The 19535-nt window shown below is 39.7% G+C and carries 19 protein-coding genes and 1 pseudogene; 8 read left to right on the top strand and 12 right to left on the bottom strand.

The annotated features are described in order from the left end of the window. Positions 1-2: 2 nt before the first annotated feature. Both ubiE and FXN70_RS05765 read right to left on the bottom strand, forming a co-directional pair. Positions 3-947, bottom strand: coding sequence for a bifunctional demethylmenaquinone methyltransferase/2-methoxy-6-polyprenyl-1,4-benzoquinol methylase UbiE (gene ubiE / locus FXN70_RS05770; RefSeq protein ID WP_324646518.1), 945 nt, complete (start codon positions 945-947; stop codon positions 3-5). A gap of 122 nt (positions 948-1069) precedes the next feature. After that, complete coding sequence (locus FXN70_RS05765; protein WP_324646517.1) at positions 1070-1780, bottom strand: FFLEELY motif protein; 711 nt, start codon at positions 1778-1780, stop codon at positions 1070-1072. Positions 1781-2001: 221 nt separating this feature from the next. On the opposite strand from FXN70_RS05765, the gene FXN70_RS05760 reads away from it, so the two are divergent. Further along, positions 2002-2868, top strand: a complete 867-nt coding sequence (locus FXN70_RS05760; protein WP_324646516.1) for a pirin family protein — start codon at positions 2002-2004, stop codon at positions 2866-2868. Positions 2869-2950: 82 nt separating this feature from the next. Here FXN70_RS05760 and FXN70_RS05755 read toward each other — a convergent pair whose 3' ends face one another. The 4 genes and pseudogenes from FXN70_RS05755 to FXN70_RS05740 all read right to left on the bottom strand — a co-directional run bounded on the left by FXN70_RS05755 (position 2951) and on the right by FXN70_RS05740 (position 5388). Then, positions 2951-3673, bottom strand: coding sequence for an META domain-containing protein (locus FXN70_RS05755; RefSeq protein ID WP_324646515.1), 723 nt, complete (start codon positions 3671-3673; stop codon positions 2951-2953). Between the two features lie 13 nt (positions 3674-3686). After that, positions 3687-3928: pseudogene (locus tag FXN70_RS05750) on the bottom strand (NADPH-dependent oxidoreductase); the annotation flags it as partial. Positions 3929-4066: 138 nt separating this feature from the next. Then, positions 4067-4474, bottom strand: a complete 408-nt coding sequence (locus FXN70_RS05745) for an OsmC family protein (RefSeq protein WP_324646514.1) — start codon at positions 4472-4474, stop codon at positions 4067-4069. Next, positions 4474-5388: a pirin family protein gene (locus tag FXN70_RS05740; protein ID WP_420714376.1), complete on the bottom strand. Its 915-nt coding sequence runs from the start codon at positions 5386-5388 to the stop codon at positions 4474-4476. The genes FXN70_RS05745 and FXN70_RS05740 overlap by 1 nt, the downstream gene beginning before the upstream one ends. 160 nt (positions 5389-5548) lie before the next feature. Here FXN70_RS05740 and FXN70_RS05735 point away from each other — a divergent pair, with 160 nt between their 5' ends. Then, positions 5549-7225, top strand: coding sequence for a PglL family O-oligosaccharyltransferase (locus FXN70_RS05735; RefSeq protein WP_324646513.1), 1677 nt, complete (start codon positions 5549-5551; stop codon positions 7223-7225). A 61-nt stretch (positions 7226-7286) separates the two neighbouring features. Here FXN70_RS05735 and bfr read toward each other — a convergent pair whose 3' ends face one another. The 6 genes from bfr to gmk form a co-directional block, all read right to left on the bottom strand. Beyond that, positions 7287-7757 carry a heteropolymeric bacterioferritin subunit Bfr gene (gene bfr, locus FXN70_RS05730; RefSeq protein WP_324646512.1) on the bottom strand — a complete coding sequence of 157 codons (471 nt, stop codon included), beginning with the start codon at positions 7755-7757 and terminating at the stop codon, positions 7287-7289. A gap of 224 nt (positions 7758-7981) precedes the next feature. Next, complete coding sequence (locus FXN70_RS05725) at positions 7982-8176, bottom strand: bacterioferritin-associated ferredoxin (protein ID WP_324646511.1); 195 nt, start codon at positions 8174-8176, stop codon at positions 7982-7984. A gap of 155 nt (positions 8177-8331) precedes the next feature. Then, positions 8332-8709 (bottom strand): RidA family protein, encoded by a 378-nt coding sequence (locus FXN70_RS05720; protein WP_324625469.1) that lies wholly within the window; start codon positions 8707-8709, stop codon positions 8332-8334. Between the two features lie 145 nt (positions 8710-8854). Next, positions 8855-10966: a RelA/SpoT family protein gene (locus FXN70_RS05715; RefSeq protein WP_324646510.1), complete on the bottom strand. Its 2112-nt coding sequence runs from the start codon at positions 10964-10966 to the stop codon at positions 8855-8857. A 197-nt stretch (positions 10967-11163) separates the two neighbouring features. Beyond that, positions 11164-11442 (bottom strand): DNA-directed RNA polymerase subunit omega, encoded by a 279-nt coding sequence (gene rpoZ / locus FXN70_RS05710; RefSeq protein ID WP_324646509.1) that lies wholly within the window; start codon positions 11440-11442, stop codon positions 11164-11166. Positions 11443-11516: 74 nt separating this feature from the next. Beyond that, on the bottom strand, positions 11517-12137 hold the full coding sequence (gmk, locus tag FXN70_RS05705) for a guanylate kinase (RefSeq protein ID WP_324646508.1): 621 nt from the start codon (positions 12135-12137) through the stop codon (positions 11517-11519). 129 nt (positions 12138-12266) lie between these two features. Here gmk and ispH point away from each other — a divergent pair, with 129 nt between their 5' ends. From ispH to FXN70_RS05675, 6 genes are all read left to right on the top strand, one after another. Then, positions 12267-13217 carry a 4-hydroxy-3-methylbut-2-enyl diphosphate reductase gene (gene ispH / locus FXN70_RS05700; RefSeq protein ID WP_324646507.1) on the top strand — a complete coding sequence of 317 codons (951 nt, stop codon included), beginning with the start codon at positions 12267-12269 and terminating at the stop codon, positions 13215-13217. A 124-nt stretch (positions 13218-13341) separates the two neighbouring features. After that, entirely contained in the window at positions 13342-13797 is a 456-nt protein-coding gene (locus tag FXN70_RS05695) for a prepilin-type N-terminal cleavage/methylation domain-containing protein (protein WP_324646506.1), read from the top strand. Continuing rightward, the gene (gene pilV / locus FXN70_RS05690; protein WP_324646505.1) at positions 13787-14323 is read left to right on the top strand and encodes a type IV pilus modification protein PilV; all 537 of its coding nucleotides are present in this window, start codon (positions 13787-13789) and stop codon (positions 14321-14323) included. The genes FXN70_RS05695 and pilV overlap by 11 nt, the downstream gene beginning before the upstream one ends. A gap of 1 nt (position 14324) precedes the next feature. Beyond that, positions 14325-15215, top strand: coding sequence for a PilW family protein (locus FXN70_RS05685; protein WP_324646504.1), 891 nt, complete (start codon positions 14325-14327; stop codon positions 15213-15215). After that, complete coding sequence (locus FXN70_RS05680) at positions 15212-15922, top strand: pilus assembly protein PilX (RefSeq protein ID WP_324646503.1); 711 nt, start codon at positions 15212-15214, stop codon at positions 15920-15922. The genes FXN70_RS05685 and FXN70_RS05680 overlap by 4 nt, the downstream gene beginning before the upstream one ends. A gap of 17 nt (positions 15923-15939) precedes the next feature. Then, the gene (locus tag FXN70_RS05675) at positions 15940-19533 is read left to right on the top strand and encodes a PilC/PilY family type IV pilus protein (protein ID WP_324646502.1); all 3594 of its coding nucleotides are present in this window, start codon (positions 15940-15942) and stop codon (positions 19531-19533) included. Positions 19534-19535 lie beyond the last annotated feature (2 nt).

Here is a 19535-nt window from a genome sequence, read left to right as displayed (position 1 = left end):
TATTAAAGTTTAAAACCACGGTGAACAGCAACGATACCCGCAGTTAAATTGTGATAGTCACAATTTTGGAAGCCTGCGTTTTCCATCATACCTTTTAGTGTACGTTGGTCGGGGTGCATACGAATTGATTCAGCAAGGTATTTATAGCTTTCTGAATCGTTGGCGATGACTTTACCCATCAACGGTAAGGCAGTGAATGAATACAAATCATAAAGTTTTGAGAGTGGTTCAAACACCGGTTTTGAAAATTCAAGAATCAGTAAACGACCACCTGGCTTAAGGACACGGTACATCGCTTCAAGTGCGGCATCTTTGTCAGTTACGTTGCGTAAACCAAAGCTAATGGTGACTAAATCAAAGCTATTGTCGGCAAAAGGCTCTAAGGTTTCAGCATTCGCAAGCACAAAGTCAACATTGGTGCAGCCTGCATCAAGCAGACGGTCACGACCTACGTTTAACATCGACTCGTTAATGTCCGACAACACCACATGACCTTGTGGGCCGACTTCACGGCTAAAGACTTTAGCAAGGTCGCCTGTACCACCTGCAATGTCGAGTACATGCTGTCCACGACGTACGCCCGACATATTAATTGCAAAACGCTTCCATAAACGGTGAATACCGAAAGACATCACATCATTCATAATGTCGTATTTGCTTGCAACCGAATGAAAGACTTCAGCGACTTTTTGCGCTTTATCTTCAGATTTAACTGTTGCATAACCAAAATGCGTGGTTTCGCCAACATTACCCGTATTGCCCGCGCCACGTGGCAAATTATATTTTGGAACATTGGTATTACTTGGGCGATTGTGCAGTTGATTCAGCGTTTGTTGTTGTCCTTGTGCTGTACCTTCAGGCAATGGCGTAGTTAAGAATGGGCTGACTTTTGTGGATGCTTGTGTCGACTCATTCACGGTATTTGGTGTTTGTTGTTCATTTGACATGAGTCTCTCCTCATCACCCGTTACAATGAATTTAAAATAGCCAAATGAGGGCGTTTAACATTTGGCATCGTGAGCATAATATACAGAAAAAACCGAATCTTGTGGATGTTTATCCGCGTTGCTTAATTGTTTTGAAAAGGATGTGGGTGACCTGTATGCACTTTTTCAATTACTTGGCGTTCTTGCTGACTAAAACTTTTCACAAAATTTTCTGCCGATTTTAACGGTTTAAGCGCGGCAAAACCCTGTTGCATAAAATCATACATCGGTTGAAATTGATGTTTATACGCCACCGATTTACACATTTTAAATGCCGTTTGCACAATGAAAGACCGTAAATGTTGGTCTAAATAGCGTCCAAATTCGTCTGCCATAGAAAGTTGATTCAGACGGGCAGCCGCTTGATCAAGTTGTAAATAGGCTTGGCGCATGATCTCATCATTTAAGGGCTGATCAACGGGATAGTCTTTTAAAATTTGTTTGGCGACTTGCTCGTCTAATTCAACTGCTAAAATAGATAATTCAATGCCGTGTGTCCCTGTTTTAATCGCGTGTTCAGGAATGAGTGGTTCAGCTTTGTGGGCATATTTGACTAAACGCTCAATTTGTTGTGCTAGTACGTCAAAATCAGGCCCGCCATATAAACGATCAACAAAATAAGCCGCCATCAGTTGGTTGTTTTTTTCTGCAAATAATGCCTGATGTGATGCCTTTAAACGGGCTTTTTGCCACTGTTGTACGTCTTGTAAACGTTGAAATAAGACACTATCTTGATGATACGTTAAGGTTTTATAGCGTTGTAATAAATAGTCAAGTGCGGCAAGTTTAGACATTGATTATAAAAAGAATATAAGAAAAGATTAGTTTAAAACAGCCATCGTAGAAAAGGGGATATTTTTGGTATAAATGCTGTCATTTTTTTTTGGGGTGGTTGTGTATACCATACAAAAAACTGTTCTATTTTTAAGATAGACTGTTGCGATAGCTGACTTCATTTAAAGTATTTAGAACGATAAAATATGAGCTATAGCTGTATCAAGTAGGAGTTTGAAACATGAAAAAAATCATTGGGATGTATCATACCCAACAACAACATTGGGTAGGCGATGGCTTTCATGTAAGAACATTATTTTCTTATTCTCAACTTGGGCAAAGTTTAAGTCCATTTTTGTTGCTAGATTATGCTGCTCCTGAATATTTTAGTCCGACTAAAACACCCCGTGGTGTAGGCTCGCATCCGCATCGTGGTTTTGAAACCGTAACTTTGGCCTATAAAGGGGAAGTTGCACATAAAGACTCACGTGGTGGCGGTGGAACCATTCAAACGGGTGATGTGCAGTGGATGACCGCAGGTGCAGGGCTTTTGCATGAAGAATTTCATTCAGAAGCATTTTCGGTTCAAGGTGGTGAGCTTGAAATGGTACAGTTTTGGGTGAACTTGCCTGCCAAAGACAAAATGACAGAAGGAAAATATCAAGCGATTCGTGCTGCTGATATTCCAGTGATTAAACTGGATGATGCGGGTAGTTATTTGCGTGTAGTGGCAGGTGAATATATTGGAAATGTAGGACCAGCACGTACATTTAGTCCAGTCAATATGTGGGATGGCGTGTTAACTCCGCATCAACAACATGCGTTTCAAGCACCGCAAGGACATACTACCTTGTTGGTTGTATTATCGGGAGAAGTTGAAGTGAATGGTATGCAAACCGTTCAAGCAAACTCAATCATTTTATTTGACCGTCACGATGAGCAAGCTTTTGTCATGCATGCTAACGCTGAAGCTAAATTTGTGATTTTAACGGGTGAACCATTAAATGAGCCGATACAAGGTTATGGCCCATTTGTGATGAACACTCAGCAAGAAATTATGCAAGCGTTCCAAGACTTTAATAATGGTCAGTTTGGTGAGATGAATTAATCTTGATTAGAGATAGATTTAAATTCTATTCCTTTTGACCAAAGCAAAATGCCTCTATTGAATAGAGGCATTTTATTTTGATTTAAGGCGTTGTCATTGACTGTTCAACGGTCATGTCATAAATAAAAACATCACCTTGAGCCGAAGTATATTTTTTTACTCGAATAATTTGCGCCAATTTAGGGTCGTGCTGATATCCTTGAATTGGCTGTTTAAGTACATGCCATGTATCTGTGATGGGCTGTTTTAAACCATTTGCATCATAGCGAATCTCTCGCACCTGTAGATCATTTGAATTTTGCACAGCTTTAGGTGAGATTTCAAAGAATACCGTTTGAGCTTGGCTTTGATATTGAATTTCAGGCTTTAGTTGCCCTTTGAATTGATACTGTTGGCCTTTACTGTCAGTTAAAGTCAGTGTTGCTGCATCTTTTGAACCTGCAACAGCATATTTGAGTTTTTGGTTACTCAATAATTGTGCCGACCAGCGTTCTAATTGCATTTGTTCAGGTGCACACATTTTCATGGTAGACGCTAAATTTGAGGTGCTAAAATGTGTAGCATCTTGTTGTTGCCATGTACCTGATTGGTTATTGCATGGGGTTTGAATAAACAAACCACCAGCTTTATCAAAATTGAGCTGTAAGGCTGCAATTTTTTGATTTGGCTGGTATTGCCATAAATATGAACTGAGTTGATCTTTTTCTAAGCTTAAGTTTTCATGGTGCTGTGTCGGGTTAAGCTGACAGGCTGAAAGCATACAAGCGGTGCTTGCAAGGACGAATATGAACTTTTTTTTCATCATAATAGGCATGTCTTTAAGTTGGTTCTGTATAGCGTAAGAGTTTCTCGATACATGATTTTAATGCTTTTTCATCATATTGATTAGCTTTGAAATGTTCAGTTTTGTTGCGGCTAAAAATATCTCGGATCGCCACCACCGCATTGCTATCGATCATGTTTAAGGACAGGCAGACTTGTCGAATTTGGCTAAAGAATTTGAACCTTGGCTTGAACCATAACTGATAAAACCAACTGCCTTACCTTGCCATTCTTTGCCTAAATCAACAACTTGGGTTTCAAGTTGTGCATAATTTAGCTGATCTAAATAGTTTTTCGCCCATGTGGCAACTTTAATGGTGGTTCTACCTTCGCGAACACTGCCGACAATAATCTGTAATTTCATTGTTATTCCTGTTTATGCCAACTTAAATTCGGTATGAATATCGACACTGCGTAATAACGTTTTGGTTACAGGTGTTTTTTCACAAATGGCCAGTAGTTTTTGTTTCAGTTCATCGTTTGGTTCATTTTCAAATTGTAATAAACGCTGAATAGATTCGTGTTGTTGCTGATCGATTTGAAAACTGGCTTCAACCCAAAATTTTCCAAGGTCAATTGCTTTGTGTTTAGCGTACATGCGTAAGGTAATCATGGTGCAAGAGGCTAAAGCGGAACACAGTAAATCATAAGGTGCGGGACCTTGGTCTTGACCGTCAAGATGCAGTGGTTCGTCAATGATCAGTTGATGTTTTGATTTTCCCGCATGAATTAAGCCTGTCCATTGCTGTGTTGTTGATTCAATGATGCTACGACCAATTTTCATTACGTAGACTCCTTAATATGTGCAGGAAAAGGTGGTGCTGTTAAACGCGCCCCAGAATAACTTGGAATACTGCCAAAACGTGGGTGTTGATCGATCCAGTCTTGATTGGCTTGTTTGAGTTCATCTTCGGTTATACCGACTAAATTCCACCAAAGTAATACAGGTTTTTCAAAAGGTTCGCCGCCAATCAAAAGTACACGGCTGTTGTCTGCAAGTTCAAGCTGTAAAGCTTGGTCGCCGATTGGACGTACAAACATATTTTCCATATGGAGCACTTGTCCATTCACTTTTGCAGAGCCTTCAAGCAATAGTAGTGCATATTCAAAATCGGGTTTTAGCGTTAAGGTGGTTATAGCATTTTGGGTTGAATGAATATCGACGGCAAGCAGTGGGCTATGCACTTCTACAGGTGATGTTTCTCCTAAAAATTCTCCGACCAAAATACTAAATAAGAGTTGGTCATGTAATTGGGTTGGCAATTTCGGATAATGTTGAAATTGAGGTGGCATATTTCTTAAATGTGCAGGCAGAGCAATCCAAAGCTGTGCAGCATGTAATTTTGTTTCATCGCTAGGTGCAACTTCGGTATGTGAAATACCGTGTCCTGCAGTCATTAAATTGACTTGTTTGGGGCGAATCAGTTGTTCTGAACCAATACTGTCATGGTGCATGAGCGTACCTTCAATCATCCAAGTGAAGGTTTGCAGCCCAATATGAGGGTGTGGCCCAACATCTAAGCCTTGTCCTGGTTCGAACTGAGCAGGGCCAGCATGATCTAAAAAGCACCATGCACCGATCATTCTTTTTTGGCGTGATGGTAAGGCACGTTTAATGGTTGTGCCACGTCCAATTTCTGCAACACGTAATGGAATTTCTTGTAAGGGTGTAGTGGGGGCGGTCGATATATTGATCATTCTGCTCTCCTCATTTTTATTTAGTCTGCTATACGGCTTATTATTTTGTAACCAGTTTTACAAGCTTTGTCAAAGGTCACGATATCGCAATAAAACTCGGTGCTGATTTAATTTTGATCCTTTATACTATGCGCTTTATTTTTCTGTTTGTGCATTTTCCATGCAACGATATCTATTGCTGATTGCCGCATTTTTATTGGGCTTGTCTTGGCTTTCCCCATTTCACTATACGCCGTGGCTAACTTTTTCAAGTGAATTGTTGGCTTATGCCGCAGCTTTATGCTTATTGGGAGCTTATATAGAGCAACCGTTAAGGTTTCCTAAACAGCAATTGCCGTTATTGTTGATGAGCTTCATTCCATTATTGCAATGGGGTTTTGGCATCGAATTATATTGGAATAAAGCTCTGTTATCTTGCGTATATCTCTTTGCGTTTATGAGTATGGTAATTTTAGGTTACAACTTGAGTCAGTCGCCTCAGCAACGTCAGAAAATCATGTCGGGCTTTTGCTTACTCACTTTTTTAGTGGGCTTAATTTCAGTTGGGATCGCTTTTTTACAGTGGCTACATTTAGATGCTGCTTTTTCGCAGTGGATGATGCAATTACGTGGCAACCGTCCGTATGCTAACTTTGCCCAGCCAAACAACATGGCGACTTTTTTAATGATGAGCTTGATGGGTTGTTTATATTTATTTGAACAGCGCCGTTTACCCACGTGGTTGCTTGGATTGGGTGCAGCATTACTCATTTTTACCATTGCCTTAAGTCAATCACGTACACCATGGGTCGCATGTGTCGTACTTAGTGCCTATTTTATTTGGAAGCGGCATAGTTTAAAGCGCTTTAAGCTAACGCACTTGTTTGCTTGGGTCATTGGATACATTGCCTGTTTACTACTTGTTCCTATTTTAAATGGGGTTTTGGTACAGTGGGGACTATCGCATTCAACAATGGGTGATGTGATTGAGCGTGCAAGTTCAAGTCACTCACGCTTTAATATTTGGATGCAAATGATCTATGCGATTAAGCAGCATCCATGGGTTGGTTATGGTTGGAATCAAACCAGTGTGGCGCAACTTGCAGGTGCAGATTTTTTAACGCATAACGAACGTACCAATAGCGCACATAATTGGGTGCTTGAAATGTTGGTATGGAATGGTGTTGTTATTGGGGCGGCCATTGTTGCTTATGCAGTTTGGTGGTTGTATCAGCTTGCTAAACAACGCAGTTTAGAGTCAGTTGTTGCGCTTGCAACTGTAGGTTGTGTGCTCATTCATGCCATGTTTGAATTTCCACAAAATTATGCCTATTTCTTATTGCCTGTTGGTTTTTTACTTGGACTAGCACAAGCACCGAATTATAAATTGGCAAGCATTGAAATTAAATCGGGGTTGACCACAACTGTTCTGGTTATTGGAATTTTACTGTATGGTCTGATTTGGCGCGATTACTTAAAAGCAATTGATGTATTAAATGTCGCACATAAACATTCAGATCAAGGTTTAGTTCTTCAACAAGCACAGTCTGTTTATATACTCGATCAGTTTACCCACCGCGCCGAGTGGTATACCTTAAATCGTTTTAGTCATTTATCTGATGCACAAATTGCCGATTATCATCGTGCGGTGGTAATTACCCCAACGTATTATGATTTGTATAAATATGCACAGCTCTTGGCTTTTAATGGAAAAATGTCAGAAGCGATGCATCAACTGCAACTGATTCGTGGTTTATATCATGTCGAGCATAGCGCAAGCGATTTATTAGAAAATAAAGATCATAATGGTAAAGCCTTACCTTTGGTGGCTGTAAGCGGGGCAGCGCTGGTACATTAAAATTAATTGGGCAATAAAAAAAGCAGCTCTAATGAACTGCTTTTTTTGTTGCTAAACAGAATTATTTTTCAATATTGCTTTGAATAAAGTTTTCAGTGCCAACGGTTGCAGCCAAGTCAATTTGGGTACTTGCCCAGTCTAAATATTCTTCTTCAGACTCTAAAATTTCTTGAACTAAATCACGGCTGACATAATCTTGCTGTTGTTCTGCAAGTGTTACTGCTGCTTGGAGTGCTTCAATATTTTCATTGACTTTACGCACATCACAATTCAACACTTCAAGGGTATGTTGCCCAATATAAAGCTTACCCAAATGTTGTAAATTTGGTAAACCTTCTAAAAATAAAATACGTTCGATAATTTTATCGGCATGTTTCATTTGGCGAATCGACTCTTTGTATTCAGCCGAGCCTAATTTTTCAATGCCCCAATCATTGAACATACGTGAATGTAAAAAATATTGGTTAATTGCGGTGAGGTGGTGATACAGCACTTGATTGAGCTGTTGAATAACTTCACGATTGCCTTTCATTGCCGATATCTCCGCCAAAATAAATCTACTGACCAATTAAGCGGTTATCTTAACGAATTCGGTTCAAATCTGCGAGAAGTTTATAGAACGGCAAATGAAAATCACAATCACATACACTATTTTATATATTTGATTTTGATCGTAAAACAAGAGAAGTTGTTATGGGTGGAAGATTGAAAAGAACTGAGCAAATCACTGCGACCGCAATAAGCTTAAATTAAAATTTAGGCTGCAAAAGAAATTCGTGCTGCAATTTGTGCAAGTTCTTCATGAATAATGTCGCGTGCTTCCGGTGCACAGCGGCCGCAACAAGTGCCCAAGTCAAGCAATTCACGGACGTCACGAAAACTTTCTGCACCATTGGCAATAGCATCTTTAATATCTTGGTCGGTAATGCCACGACATAAGCAAACGTACATAGATGTACCTTTGGATAAAATAAATACGATGATTGATATTAGTGATAATTGTTATCGTTTGTCAATTAAAATCATTTTCAAAAACAAGGATTGTTGATTGAGTTTTTGAATGAAAAAAAACCACCTAATCGGTGGTTTTAAAAACATCAATTAAATCAGATAACAACAATGCCATCCATTTCAACCAAAGCACCTTTAGGTAAGCTTGCAACGCCAAGAGCAGCTCGCGCAGGGTAAGGCTGAGCGAAATATTCACCCATAATTTGGTTGACCAATTGAAAATGTGAAAGATCAGTTAAAAAGATATTCAGTTTGACAATATCTGCAAGTGATCCATTCGCAGCTTCACAAACGGCTTTGACGTTATCAAAAACGCGGCGAATTTGGGCTTCAATGCCATCAACCAATTCCATACTATATGGATCTAAGCCAATTTGCCCAGACAAATAGAGTGTATTGCCTGCAAGAATAGCTTGAGAGTAGGTTCCAATTGCAGCAGGTGCATTTTCAGTATGAATCACTTGGCGTGACATAATCAAACTCCTTATAAATAGAGGGTCCAAAATACTTAAACAACGTAAAGGGGCAATCAGAATTTTGATCGCTTTTTGGGTTTAAATATTAGAGGCTTTGTCTATATATAACATAAATTTATGCAAGCAGAGTAAATTATTCACATTAGATGACAGGGCTGGTCTGATTCATTTGAACAGCAGTATCAAGGCGTAAAATACGAGGGAAACCGAATAGCATGCGTAGCTCACGAATGATTTCGGCAATTTGCAGACGGTTATTGACCACAATATTGACATAGGTTTTGTTGTCTTGTGCATGCACCATTTCCACACCTGTTTTGGCTTTACGGCATTGGTAAATCAACTCAGAGATTTGCTCATCATTAAGATCCATATCAATCGATAAATATGCAGTAAAACTGACATCTTCTGTGTCTTCGGTATTCCATTGTAGCAGCATGATATTTTCAGGATGCAAATGTTGTTCATGCAACAAATTATGGCAGCGCGCCCGATGTACAATTAAACCACGGCGCGATAAATGCCCTTGAATTGGGTCGCCAAGCACGGGGTTACAGCAACGTGCATATTTGACATCTATACCATCTGTGCCTTGAATGAGGCGATGTGATGCATGGCTATCTTTGCTGCTATGCGTTTCAAGCGCAAATAAATGATTGGCGACCAATTGTGGAAGTAAATCACCTATCGCTATTTGCTCAAACAGATCATTTTTATTTGGCACATGACGCCACGTTAGAATATTTTGCCAGTCTTCATTAGAAAGTTCACGTGATGAGATATGGAACAATTTTAAAGCACGGTTGAGCGCTTGTTCACCCACCATGCGCTGTTCATCAATATCTTGTTCTCGCAAAATATTTTGGATGGCGCGGCGGGCTTTTTGTGTATTAATAAAACTGAGCCAGTCAGGATTTGGAGTTGCCAATACATCGGTGATGACTTCAACCACTTGCCCGTTATTAAGTGGGGTTGAAAGTGGTTTAGTTTCACCATCAATTTTTGCCCCAATAGCATGGTTGCCTAAGAACAGGCTTGCTGCGTAAGCAAAGTCAATTACCGTTGCACCTTGTGGCAATTCGTGTAATTGCCCATGTGGGGTGTAAACCCAAATTTTTTCTTGGTGCAAGTAATCAAGCAGATCATTAAATGTGGTTTTTGCACATTCACCATCCATTAACGTATCTAAATTCTTCATAGATGCTTGAATAGCGGAACGGCAAGCCTGAGGTGCATTTTCCCCTAATACCACACCAAAACGTGCGGCTTTACGCATAAGTTCAGTTTGAATAGTTAAGGATAGAAAAGTTTCTTCACCTTTTAAAATCATTTTGAGTGATTGATTGCCACCGGGTAGTGGACGGCGAATATGGTCTTCATAGAGTAAAACGCTAAAACTTTCTTTGAGGATATCAATTAAACGATCACAATCGGCAATACTATTTAAGATAATGTCAAAAGAATGGCTGCGGGTTAAGTCATGTAAGTCGATACGATTTTTAATAAAGCGGCGAATTAGTTCGATATTATTGTTTTTCTTTTTAATTCGACCTGTAATTAAATATTGCTGTAATAAATGTGCGAGATTCTGTTCCCAGATTTGTTGATACTCGCAGCGTGCTGGGCGTGTTTCTAAAAGCGCGCTCTGAATTTGGTTGAACATGTCCAAATCTAGATTTTGATAACACAGATATTCTAAGTTGTCTGCCATCTCGTTCATGCCGACAATGCGCGCCATAGGCACAAAAATATCAAAAGTCTCTTGAGCAATACGGGCGCGTTTGTCGGGGCGTAGTGCATCAAGCGTGGTCATATTATGGTAACGGTCGGCCAGTTTAATAATAATGACACGTGGGTCTTGTAAAGTGGCTTGCAGAATTTTACGAAAAGAAGCGGCTTTATTCACTTGTTTATCGCTAGAGTGGGTGAGTTTGGTAACACCATCAACCAGTTCTGCAATGGTTTTATTAAAAGTTTGGGTGATTTCGTCTTTGGTAAACTCAGTATCTTCAATGACATCATGCAATAATGCAGCCATGAGTGTTTCATGGTCTAAGCGCATGCGTGCCAAAATACAGCTCACGGCAATTGGATGAATAATATAGGGTTCACCACTTTTGCGCGTGACGCCGCTGTGGGCGAGGTCAGCAAAATCACAAGCTGCAAGCACCTGCTCGACGACACTTGGGCTTAAGTATTCATCGATAATAAGTTTAAGCTGTTGCTTGGCTTGGCTGACGTCTTCGCCTGACATAGACCACCTTTAAATATAAAAGAACAAATGAACTTATCCTCTAATGAAAAGCATTCTGTCTACATTGTCAAATTTTCTATGATCAAAAGCGCAGAATTTTTCAATAAAGTAGATTGTTTTTGCCTATTGCATATCACAATCGGGCAAAGAAAAAAGCCTAGTTGGACGAACTAGGCTTTTTGGTGTAGCAATAAAAATTAGAAAGTAAAGCCTTCTAAGTTTAAGCTATTTGCAGAAAGTGCAAGGTCAAGGCTTGAAGTTTGATAGTCTTGATCACGTTGTTTCAAGATATCTTTACTGACGTGCCCAATTGCAATTTCACGTAACGCAACAACTGTAGGCTTGTCATTGTCCCACTCTACAGTTGGCTCAATACCCTGACGGGCTAATTGGCGCGCACGTTTACTTGCCACAAGAACCAATTCAAAACGGTTGTCTACGTGGTCTAAACAATCTTCAACAGTTACGCGTGCCATAACAAATCTCTTATCAGTTAAATTTAACTAGACTGCAAAGTATAGAATGCTTTGCAGGTAGACTCAAGTTTTAATCAACTTTCAGGCTTTAACAATTGTGCAATTAAGCTTTGATGACGATTGGCTTGTTGTGAGGTACTTAAACGATTAGCATTCACGACAGAATCTAAATCGTGAAGCGCCTTATTAAAATCATCATTAATAATCACATAGTCGAAGTTTGAGTATTGCTGCATATCTGCAACAGCACAGCTTAAACGATGCTCAATGACTTCAACTGCATCTGTACCACGATTAGACAAACGCTGACGTAAGTCAAATTGGCTTGGTGGTAGAATGAAAATTTGAATAGATTCAGGAAATAATTTACGAACCTGTTCTGCGCCTTGCCAATCAATTTCTAATAAGACGTCGTGACCTTTGGCTAATTGTTGTTTTACTGTGGCTTGAGATGTGCCGTAATAATTGCCAAACACTTCGGCATATTCAATAAAACCGCCTTGATTGACTTGCTCAAGAAAGCTTTCTTTACTGGTAAAATGATAATGTACCCCGTCGAGTTCGCCTGGACGCTGACCCCGTGTGGTATGAGAAACTGAAACATGTAAATTGCTCACACGCTCAAGAAGGGCTTTTACCAGTGATGTTTTGCCTGTTCCTGACGCAGCAGAAACGACAAACAATAGACCCGACATGATATTTTTCCTGATATGATAAAATATCGGCTCTATTTTAAAGTAGAGTGCGTCTAAACTGAATACTTTGTGTCACGAAGATACAAGAATTTCAGATAAATTGCTTTCAAGTGTAAAATTGAGGACCTTATGGACATTGTATTGGCTAATCCCCGTGGTTTTTGTGCAGGCGTAGACCGAGCAATTGCAATTGTCAATCGTGCGCTTGAATGTTTTAATCCCCCAATTTATGTTCGCCATGAAGTCGTGCACAATAAATTTGTGGTCGATGACTTACGTCAACGTGGTGCAGTTTTTGTTGAAGAATTAGATGAAGTGCCTGACGATAACATTGTGATTTTTAGCGCGCATGGGGTTTCTAAAGCAGTCCAGCAAGAAGCGACTCGGCGTGGTTTAAAAGTCTTTGATGCAACCTGTCCTTTAGTGACCAAAGTGCACATTGAAGTGACGCGTTATGCACGAGAAGGCGTTGAGGCAATTTTAATTGGGCATCATGGTCATCCTGAAGTAGAAGGCACAATGGGGCAATATGATTTGTCTAATGGCGGTGCAATTTATTTGGTAGAAGATGAAGCTGATGTAGCTGCATTAAGTGTAAAGCACCCTGAAAAAGTTGCCTTTGTCACTCAAACAACTTTGTCGATTGATGATACAGCCAAAGTGATTGATGCCTTGCGTGCTAAATATCCCAATATTCAAGGCCCACGCAAAGACGATATTTGTTATGCAACGCAAAACCGTCAAGATGCAGTGCGTGATTTGGCTGCACAATGTGATGTGGTATTGGTGGTCGGTTCACCGAATTCGTCAAATTCAAATCGATTACGTGAACTGGCTGAACGTATGGGTAAGCATGCTTATTTGGTTGATAATGCCGACCAACTTCAATTCGAATGGTTTAAAAAAGACAGTCGCATTGGGGTAACCGCTGGCGCATCTGCCCCTGAAATTTTAATTAAACAAGTGATTCAGCGCTTACAAGATTGGGGTGCGCAATTGCCGAAAGAATTAGATGGACGCGAAGAAAATATTACATTCAGTTTACCTAAAGAGCTGAGAATTCAAGTCACCCAAGCTTAATATTTAAGATGATTAGAAAAGCGGATTTATTATTATCCGCTTTTTTGTACCTTTTATCTGTCTTGTATCGTTATTGTTAGGCTACGTAGTATAATTTTTAAAATATAAAGTTGGGGAAAAGGGAATGCGCCTATTGCGGGGTTTTACATTAATTGAGCTAATGGTCACGATTGTGGTGCTGGCAATTATTGCTGCGATGGCTGCTCCGTCATTCTCTCGTATGATTTTACGTCAAAACTTAAATAAAAGTACCCGTGAGTTGGCGATTGCCTTGAGTGATGCACGCGTAGATGCAATTCTACATCGTAATTCTGTAGAGGTTGATCTTGGCTCTACAAGTAAGAACTGGTTGCCAGTAGGGAAAACAGTTTTAATATCAAAGGTAAATAATATTACATTTGGACAAGATGGTTTGATACAAGACCCAAATAATACTAATCAAGTCTTACCACAGGATGAGATCCTAGTCTTGTGCGATCAAGAACAATCAAAGGCGATGTATTCACAAGCGATTACACTTTCACGCTTAGGAACAATCCAACAAGGTGTTTTAGTTGAGGGGGGGTGTCATGCAAATTAAAACTCAGCAAGGTGTTGGCTTATTAGAAGTTCTTGTTGCGCTTATGTTACTTTCAATTGCTGTACTTGGCTTTGTGGCACTGCAATTGCGTGCTGTAGAAGCAACCTCAGAAGGATTTAATCGAATTCAGGCGATGAATGTTGCACGTGATTTGGCTGAAAAAATTAGAATGAATAATAACGCAGATGCTCTCTCGGCTTATCAAGATATATTAAGAAATAATACAGCAACGAGTCAGGCAAACAGTACGGGTGGTACATGCTACACATCAAGTTGTGCTCCTGCTGAGAAGGCGCGATCTGATGTACGAGAATCTTTTCAACAGGCGAATCAGGCCGGAATGACTTTAAATATGATTGACTGTCCTGCAACTAAGAGTGGACGACAGTGTATTTATGTGGCGTGGGGAAAAACACAGCCTACCGATACAACGGTGAGTGACAGCACTAGTGCCTGCACAAGAAGTACTGGTTCTAGTTTTTCTTATGAGGATAATTCAACTTGTATTGTGATGGAGGCTTATTAACATGCAGAAGTCACAACTGGGATTTACGCTTATTGAGCTAATGGTGTCTTTGGTTTTAGGACTCATTATTATTGCTGCAGCAACCATGTTATTTCTTTCAGGGCAAAAAAGTTTAGCTTTACAACAAGGCTCAGCTGATATTCAGGATAATGCCAATTTTGCTTTAAACTATATGACTAAAAATATTCGAATGGCAAACTTGAATAATCCCTCTGCAATGATGACGAATACTTTACCCAATGGTGGTATTGTTCTGACTGATAGCAATTTACATGGTATTGATAAAGATCATATTAGTTTGAGTGCAGTGGCTAATACATCTAATGTAAATGTTGGTAGTGATCAGCTTGTTATTCAGTATCAGCCAACCCAACGACAAATTACTAATGGGTTATATGATTGTGAAGGGACCAAAGTTGAAGATACTTCAACTTATGTCATAGAACGATATTTTGTTCGTGCTGACAATAATCGAGCAGCGAATGAAACAGCGGAGAATGCTTTGGGTTTGGCTTGTGCTGCGGGGCGTTCAAATAATGTTGCGATTTTTAATAAAGCAAATGGTCAAATTATAATGAAACGCGTGGATTATTTTCATGTGTTGCTCGTAGTTCAAAATGCAGCGGGTCAGTTGCAAGATATGACGATTGAAAACTTCCAAAAACAATCAGACTCTTTACGTATTTTAGGAGTAAAGTTTGGAATACTTGCTCGTTCAAGTCAGTCGGTTGGTGCAGACTCAAATATAGATGCCAAGAATAAAAAAGCATTTAATGTTCTAGATCAGGCTGTGAATTTAAATACTACAATACAAAATTCAAGCGTGAAAAACCTACGCCAAGTCCTTATACAGTCTGTTGCTATGCGAAATGCTTTAGGAGGTCGTTCATGATTATTTATCGGCGTTCTGAGCAAGGAGCAACTTTGATTGTTGTTTTGATGATTTTATTATTGATCATTATTATTGGTACGTTAGCGGTTCGACAAAGTCTGGTGTCGTTAAATATTGCCACTGCGGGGCAAGCCCAGCAGCTGATGTTTGAAAACTCTGATACGGCATTATTTCGTGTGGAAGATCCGACTCAAGTAGAAAAACAATTAGCAGCGAATGGCATGTTTGCTTATTTTGATTCTGCGGATCACGCACAAAATCAACTAGTCTTTTGTTATCAAGATGCTAATGCCAATTTCTTTAACTTGCAAAATGCGAGTGTAATTTCTTCAGATAATACTAAAATTCAAGGTAGTGATGCAGGATTCTGTAAAGCGACATCTTATACAACAGGCCGGTCTGCAATTGTATCACAAGTCTATTTAAGCCTTGTGAGTGGTGCAACACAGCCTTTAATTAATTTGACTGTAGGAACCAGTACAGGGCAAACCAATAATGCGAATGCTACTGCTGCTGCAAGACAAATCACAGTAACTGTGATTTCTGTATTACCAGGTCTTACTGCTGTTACAAACGCAAATTTAGAAGGCTGTTTTAAGAAGAATCAAGATGATGTGGGAGCATGTTTTAAACAACTTAATGTTCCATATAACATTCAGCGTGCAGATTACACAGTAAGTGCCGCACCAACTTTAAAAACATCGTAATGGATTGGGGATTCGTGATGAAAAAAGAGTTTCAAGGAAAAATACTTTCTTTTACGGTGTCGGCTTTGATGGTGGCAATGCTTTGCCAAACTACGGTTAAAGCAAGTGACATCTCTATTTATAGTAATGCCACAGGTGGAAAAACTACAATTACCTTAATGCTAGATACTTCAGGAAGTATGGCGGGTAGAGCTTGTGATATTTCTAGTAGTTATGATGAAAAACTTGTAGGTTATGATAAGGAAGATTCAGATACGAACCCTCGCTATACTCGCTATTATTGTTATTACTACGATAAGCCACAAAAAAAATATTATAATCGTATCACACGCTTGAAAGATGCTGTGTTTACCTTAATGGATAATCAGCAATTAGACTCAAACACTGTTTCGATTGGATTAGGTCAGTTTTCAACACAAACGAGGAAGGGAAATCAGATTTCTGCTGATGGCTCTAGTGGTAGAATATTGGTGCCTGCAGGTCCTTTAAATGATGCTCAGCGTTTAGCGATTAAAAATGCAATTGCTCGATTAGATGGAGCAAATGGTACACCCACAGCCAATGCCTATGCTGAAGTAGCAGCATATATGTTGGGGACAAATACAACTGCCAATATTCAAGGCATGCGAGAAGCTTATGTGAGTACAGGGGGTTATTGGAGGGGGTATCCTGAATTTGGCAAATGTACCCAATGGTCGGGTTTGTATTGTACGTATTGGCAGGCAAATAGTGGTTTGTTATATGGTACTCAAGGTGCACCTACACAACCTTGTGCGTTTTACTCAAAGGGTACGACTTGTCTGCTTGAACCGGCATCAGGTAGTGCTGCAGAGATTGGCTATAGTGGTTTTTTAAACTCTGTTCGCGAATCTAAAAAACAAAATAATCAAAATGAGTATCAGAGTCCATTAGATACAACCAATGCACAATGTAATGGACAGGGTATATACTTTTTAACAGATGGTCGCCCAAATAGTGCTCCTTATCCTGTTCCTTTAATGCAAGCTGCTTTGGGGAATAAAGGTTCACTATTTAGTGTGCCAAGTCAGGGGGGGTTACCTAACGGCGCTGAAGCAGGAAACAGCATCACTGCAATTGGCGAGTTTGCAAAAGCTTTAAATGATTCCAAACGTAACCCATTAGGAATTCCTATTAAAACCGCTGTAGTTGGTTTTGGTTCAGAATTTAATATTGACCGCAGTGCGGTAATTAAACGTTTGCCTTATATTAATAATAGTGGTGTTACAACGGGAGAAATGCGAGATTACTACGACTGTTCAAAAATTCCAGCTGCACAAGTAGATGCGAAAAATGCGTGTAATTGGGGTGCAAAATCGCATCCTAATTTGCCTGGAGTTGGTGGATATGGCGAAGGTGGTTTTTACTCGGCACAATCTACAGATGATGTAATCACAAGTATCGTTAAATTTGTAGATGATGTGAAGCCTACATTTGACCCAATCTCTACAGGTGTTCCAACACTTCCTCAAGATGCATTAAATCCAATACGTGCTTTACCTTATGGTTATTACGCATCATTTACCCCAACACCTCAGGATAGTACTCAGCTTTGGTTGGGGAATTTAAATAAATATAAATTGATTGAGGGGCAGTTATATGGGGCAGATGGCACGAGTAAACTATTTTCAGATGGTACGCTAAATACAGGCGCTGCGGGTCTTTGGTTGGGTGGTGTTAAAGGGCAGTTGAATTTGGGTATGAGTAGTACATCCTTGCTCAATCGTACACTGTATACTAATCGTAGCATTGGTAGTAATCCAGCTGAAGTTTCGACGCTAAATGCGGTGACTTTAGATGGTGGAGCTTTAAAAAATGATCCTCAGCGAAATTATTGGTTGAGTTTGCTCGGGTATGATATTGCTGAAGATAATACAGATTCATTAGATCTTTTTGCGACCAAAACGGCAACCTTACGCCAGTTAGGTGCGGATATGCATTCAACTCCAATTTTATTAACCCAAGGCGGGAAAATCGAGTCTGACTTAAGCACGAAGAACCGTGAAGATTATTTGCTTTTTGGTACAACCCAAGGTCTATTGCACGTTATAGATAAAGATGGCAAAGAGGTTTTTGCGTTTGTACCAAACGAAATGATGGAAAGTAGTCAACAACGTAAAGCCTTTATGAACCCAGCGATGAGTACAGGTGGACGTAATCAGTTGTTCTATGGAATAGATGCACCTTGGGTGGCATATACAAAATATGTTGCAAATCAAGATGGATCTTTGACTGTTGGAACGTCTGACCGCAGCCAAGATATTCATGGTACGCAATATGTGTATGGTGGTTTACGCATGGGTGGGCAAAGCTATTATGCTTTAGACTTGGCTGATATTGAGAAGCCAGTTTTGAAATTTCATATTAATCCAAAAGATACTGCTTCAAATATTGTGAATTCGACTAAATCGAATAATGTTGATGCACTTAATTATATGGGGCAAAGTTGGTCTAAACCTACAATTGCCCGCGTGAAGTTTGGCGGTGTATCTAAGTTAGTCATGATTGTTGGTGGCGGGTATGATGTAGGATATGAAGCCGATAATTATAATCAAACCAATCAAAAAGGTGCGGGCATTTATATGTTTGATGCCGAAAATGGCGACCTCTTATGGTGGACAAGTGCAAATGCTACAGCTGCCATGGGGGCGCAAGCTTTTACCCAAAACAATAATTTGAAATACAGTGTTGTCAGTCAAATTAATGCGCTTGATCGTGATGGTGATGGTTTTGTTGATAACTTATATTTTGGTGATTTGGGCGGGCAAGTATTTCGTATTGACTTGAATAATGCATTATCAAAAAGTGACCATGCAATTGATGCGCGTGTCGTTTTATTAAATAGTCAACATGCTGATAATGGAATTAGTCCTCGTTTTTATGAAATACCAAGTATATCTGTGCAAAAAGATGAACAAGGCCATTTATTTGTTGCTGTGGCTTTAACCTCTGGCAATCGTAGTAATCCACTTGCTGGTGTGAGTGTTAATAATAGCCAATTAACCGCAAGTGCTGAAGATGGTGTATTTGTCATTTATGATAAAGATGTCGGTCGTAGTGATTTGTACGCCATGAACACTGACCCGACTAAAGGATTGAGAACCCAAAACGTGCAGTTGAAGTCACTCAATGAAAACCATATCAATGGTGTTCCTGTTACAGGAAATGATGGTTGGATATATCGTTTTGGTTCAGGCGCTGGTGTTTATAAAGGTATGAATGGCCTTTATGCTGTAGATAGTATTTTATATGCCAATGTATATTATCGTGATGGACAGGGGATTGGCAGTTCATGTGGTGCAGGCGTTAAAGGTGATTCGTTCTTATACCGTTTCTGTTTACCTACAGGTAAGTGTGACCGTTTCCAGTCATCATTAAACACAGCAGCTGGTGGGGCTGATCGTATTAAACTTGGTGCAGGTTTGCTCGGTTCTACTTTAGGTGCTGCAAATGAGAAAGGAAATGAGATTAAAAGTAGTGTGACATCTAGCACAAATTGTAAAGATCCTGAAATGAAGAACAATATCGAATGTCAAACTTTCTCTAGTAATGGGTCGATTAAAACTCTGCGCTGGTACGAGATGAATAAATAGGA

The organism is Acinetobacter sp. MD2 (assembly GCF_035615575.1).
GTDB lineage: Bacteria > Pseudomonadota > Gammaproteobacteria > Pseudomonadales > Moraxellaceae > Acinetobacter.
This window is presented reverse-complemented; position numbering and strand designations above follow the sequence as displayed.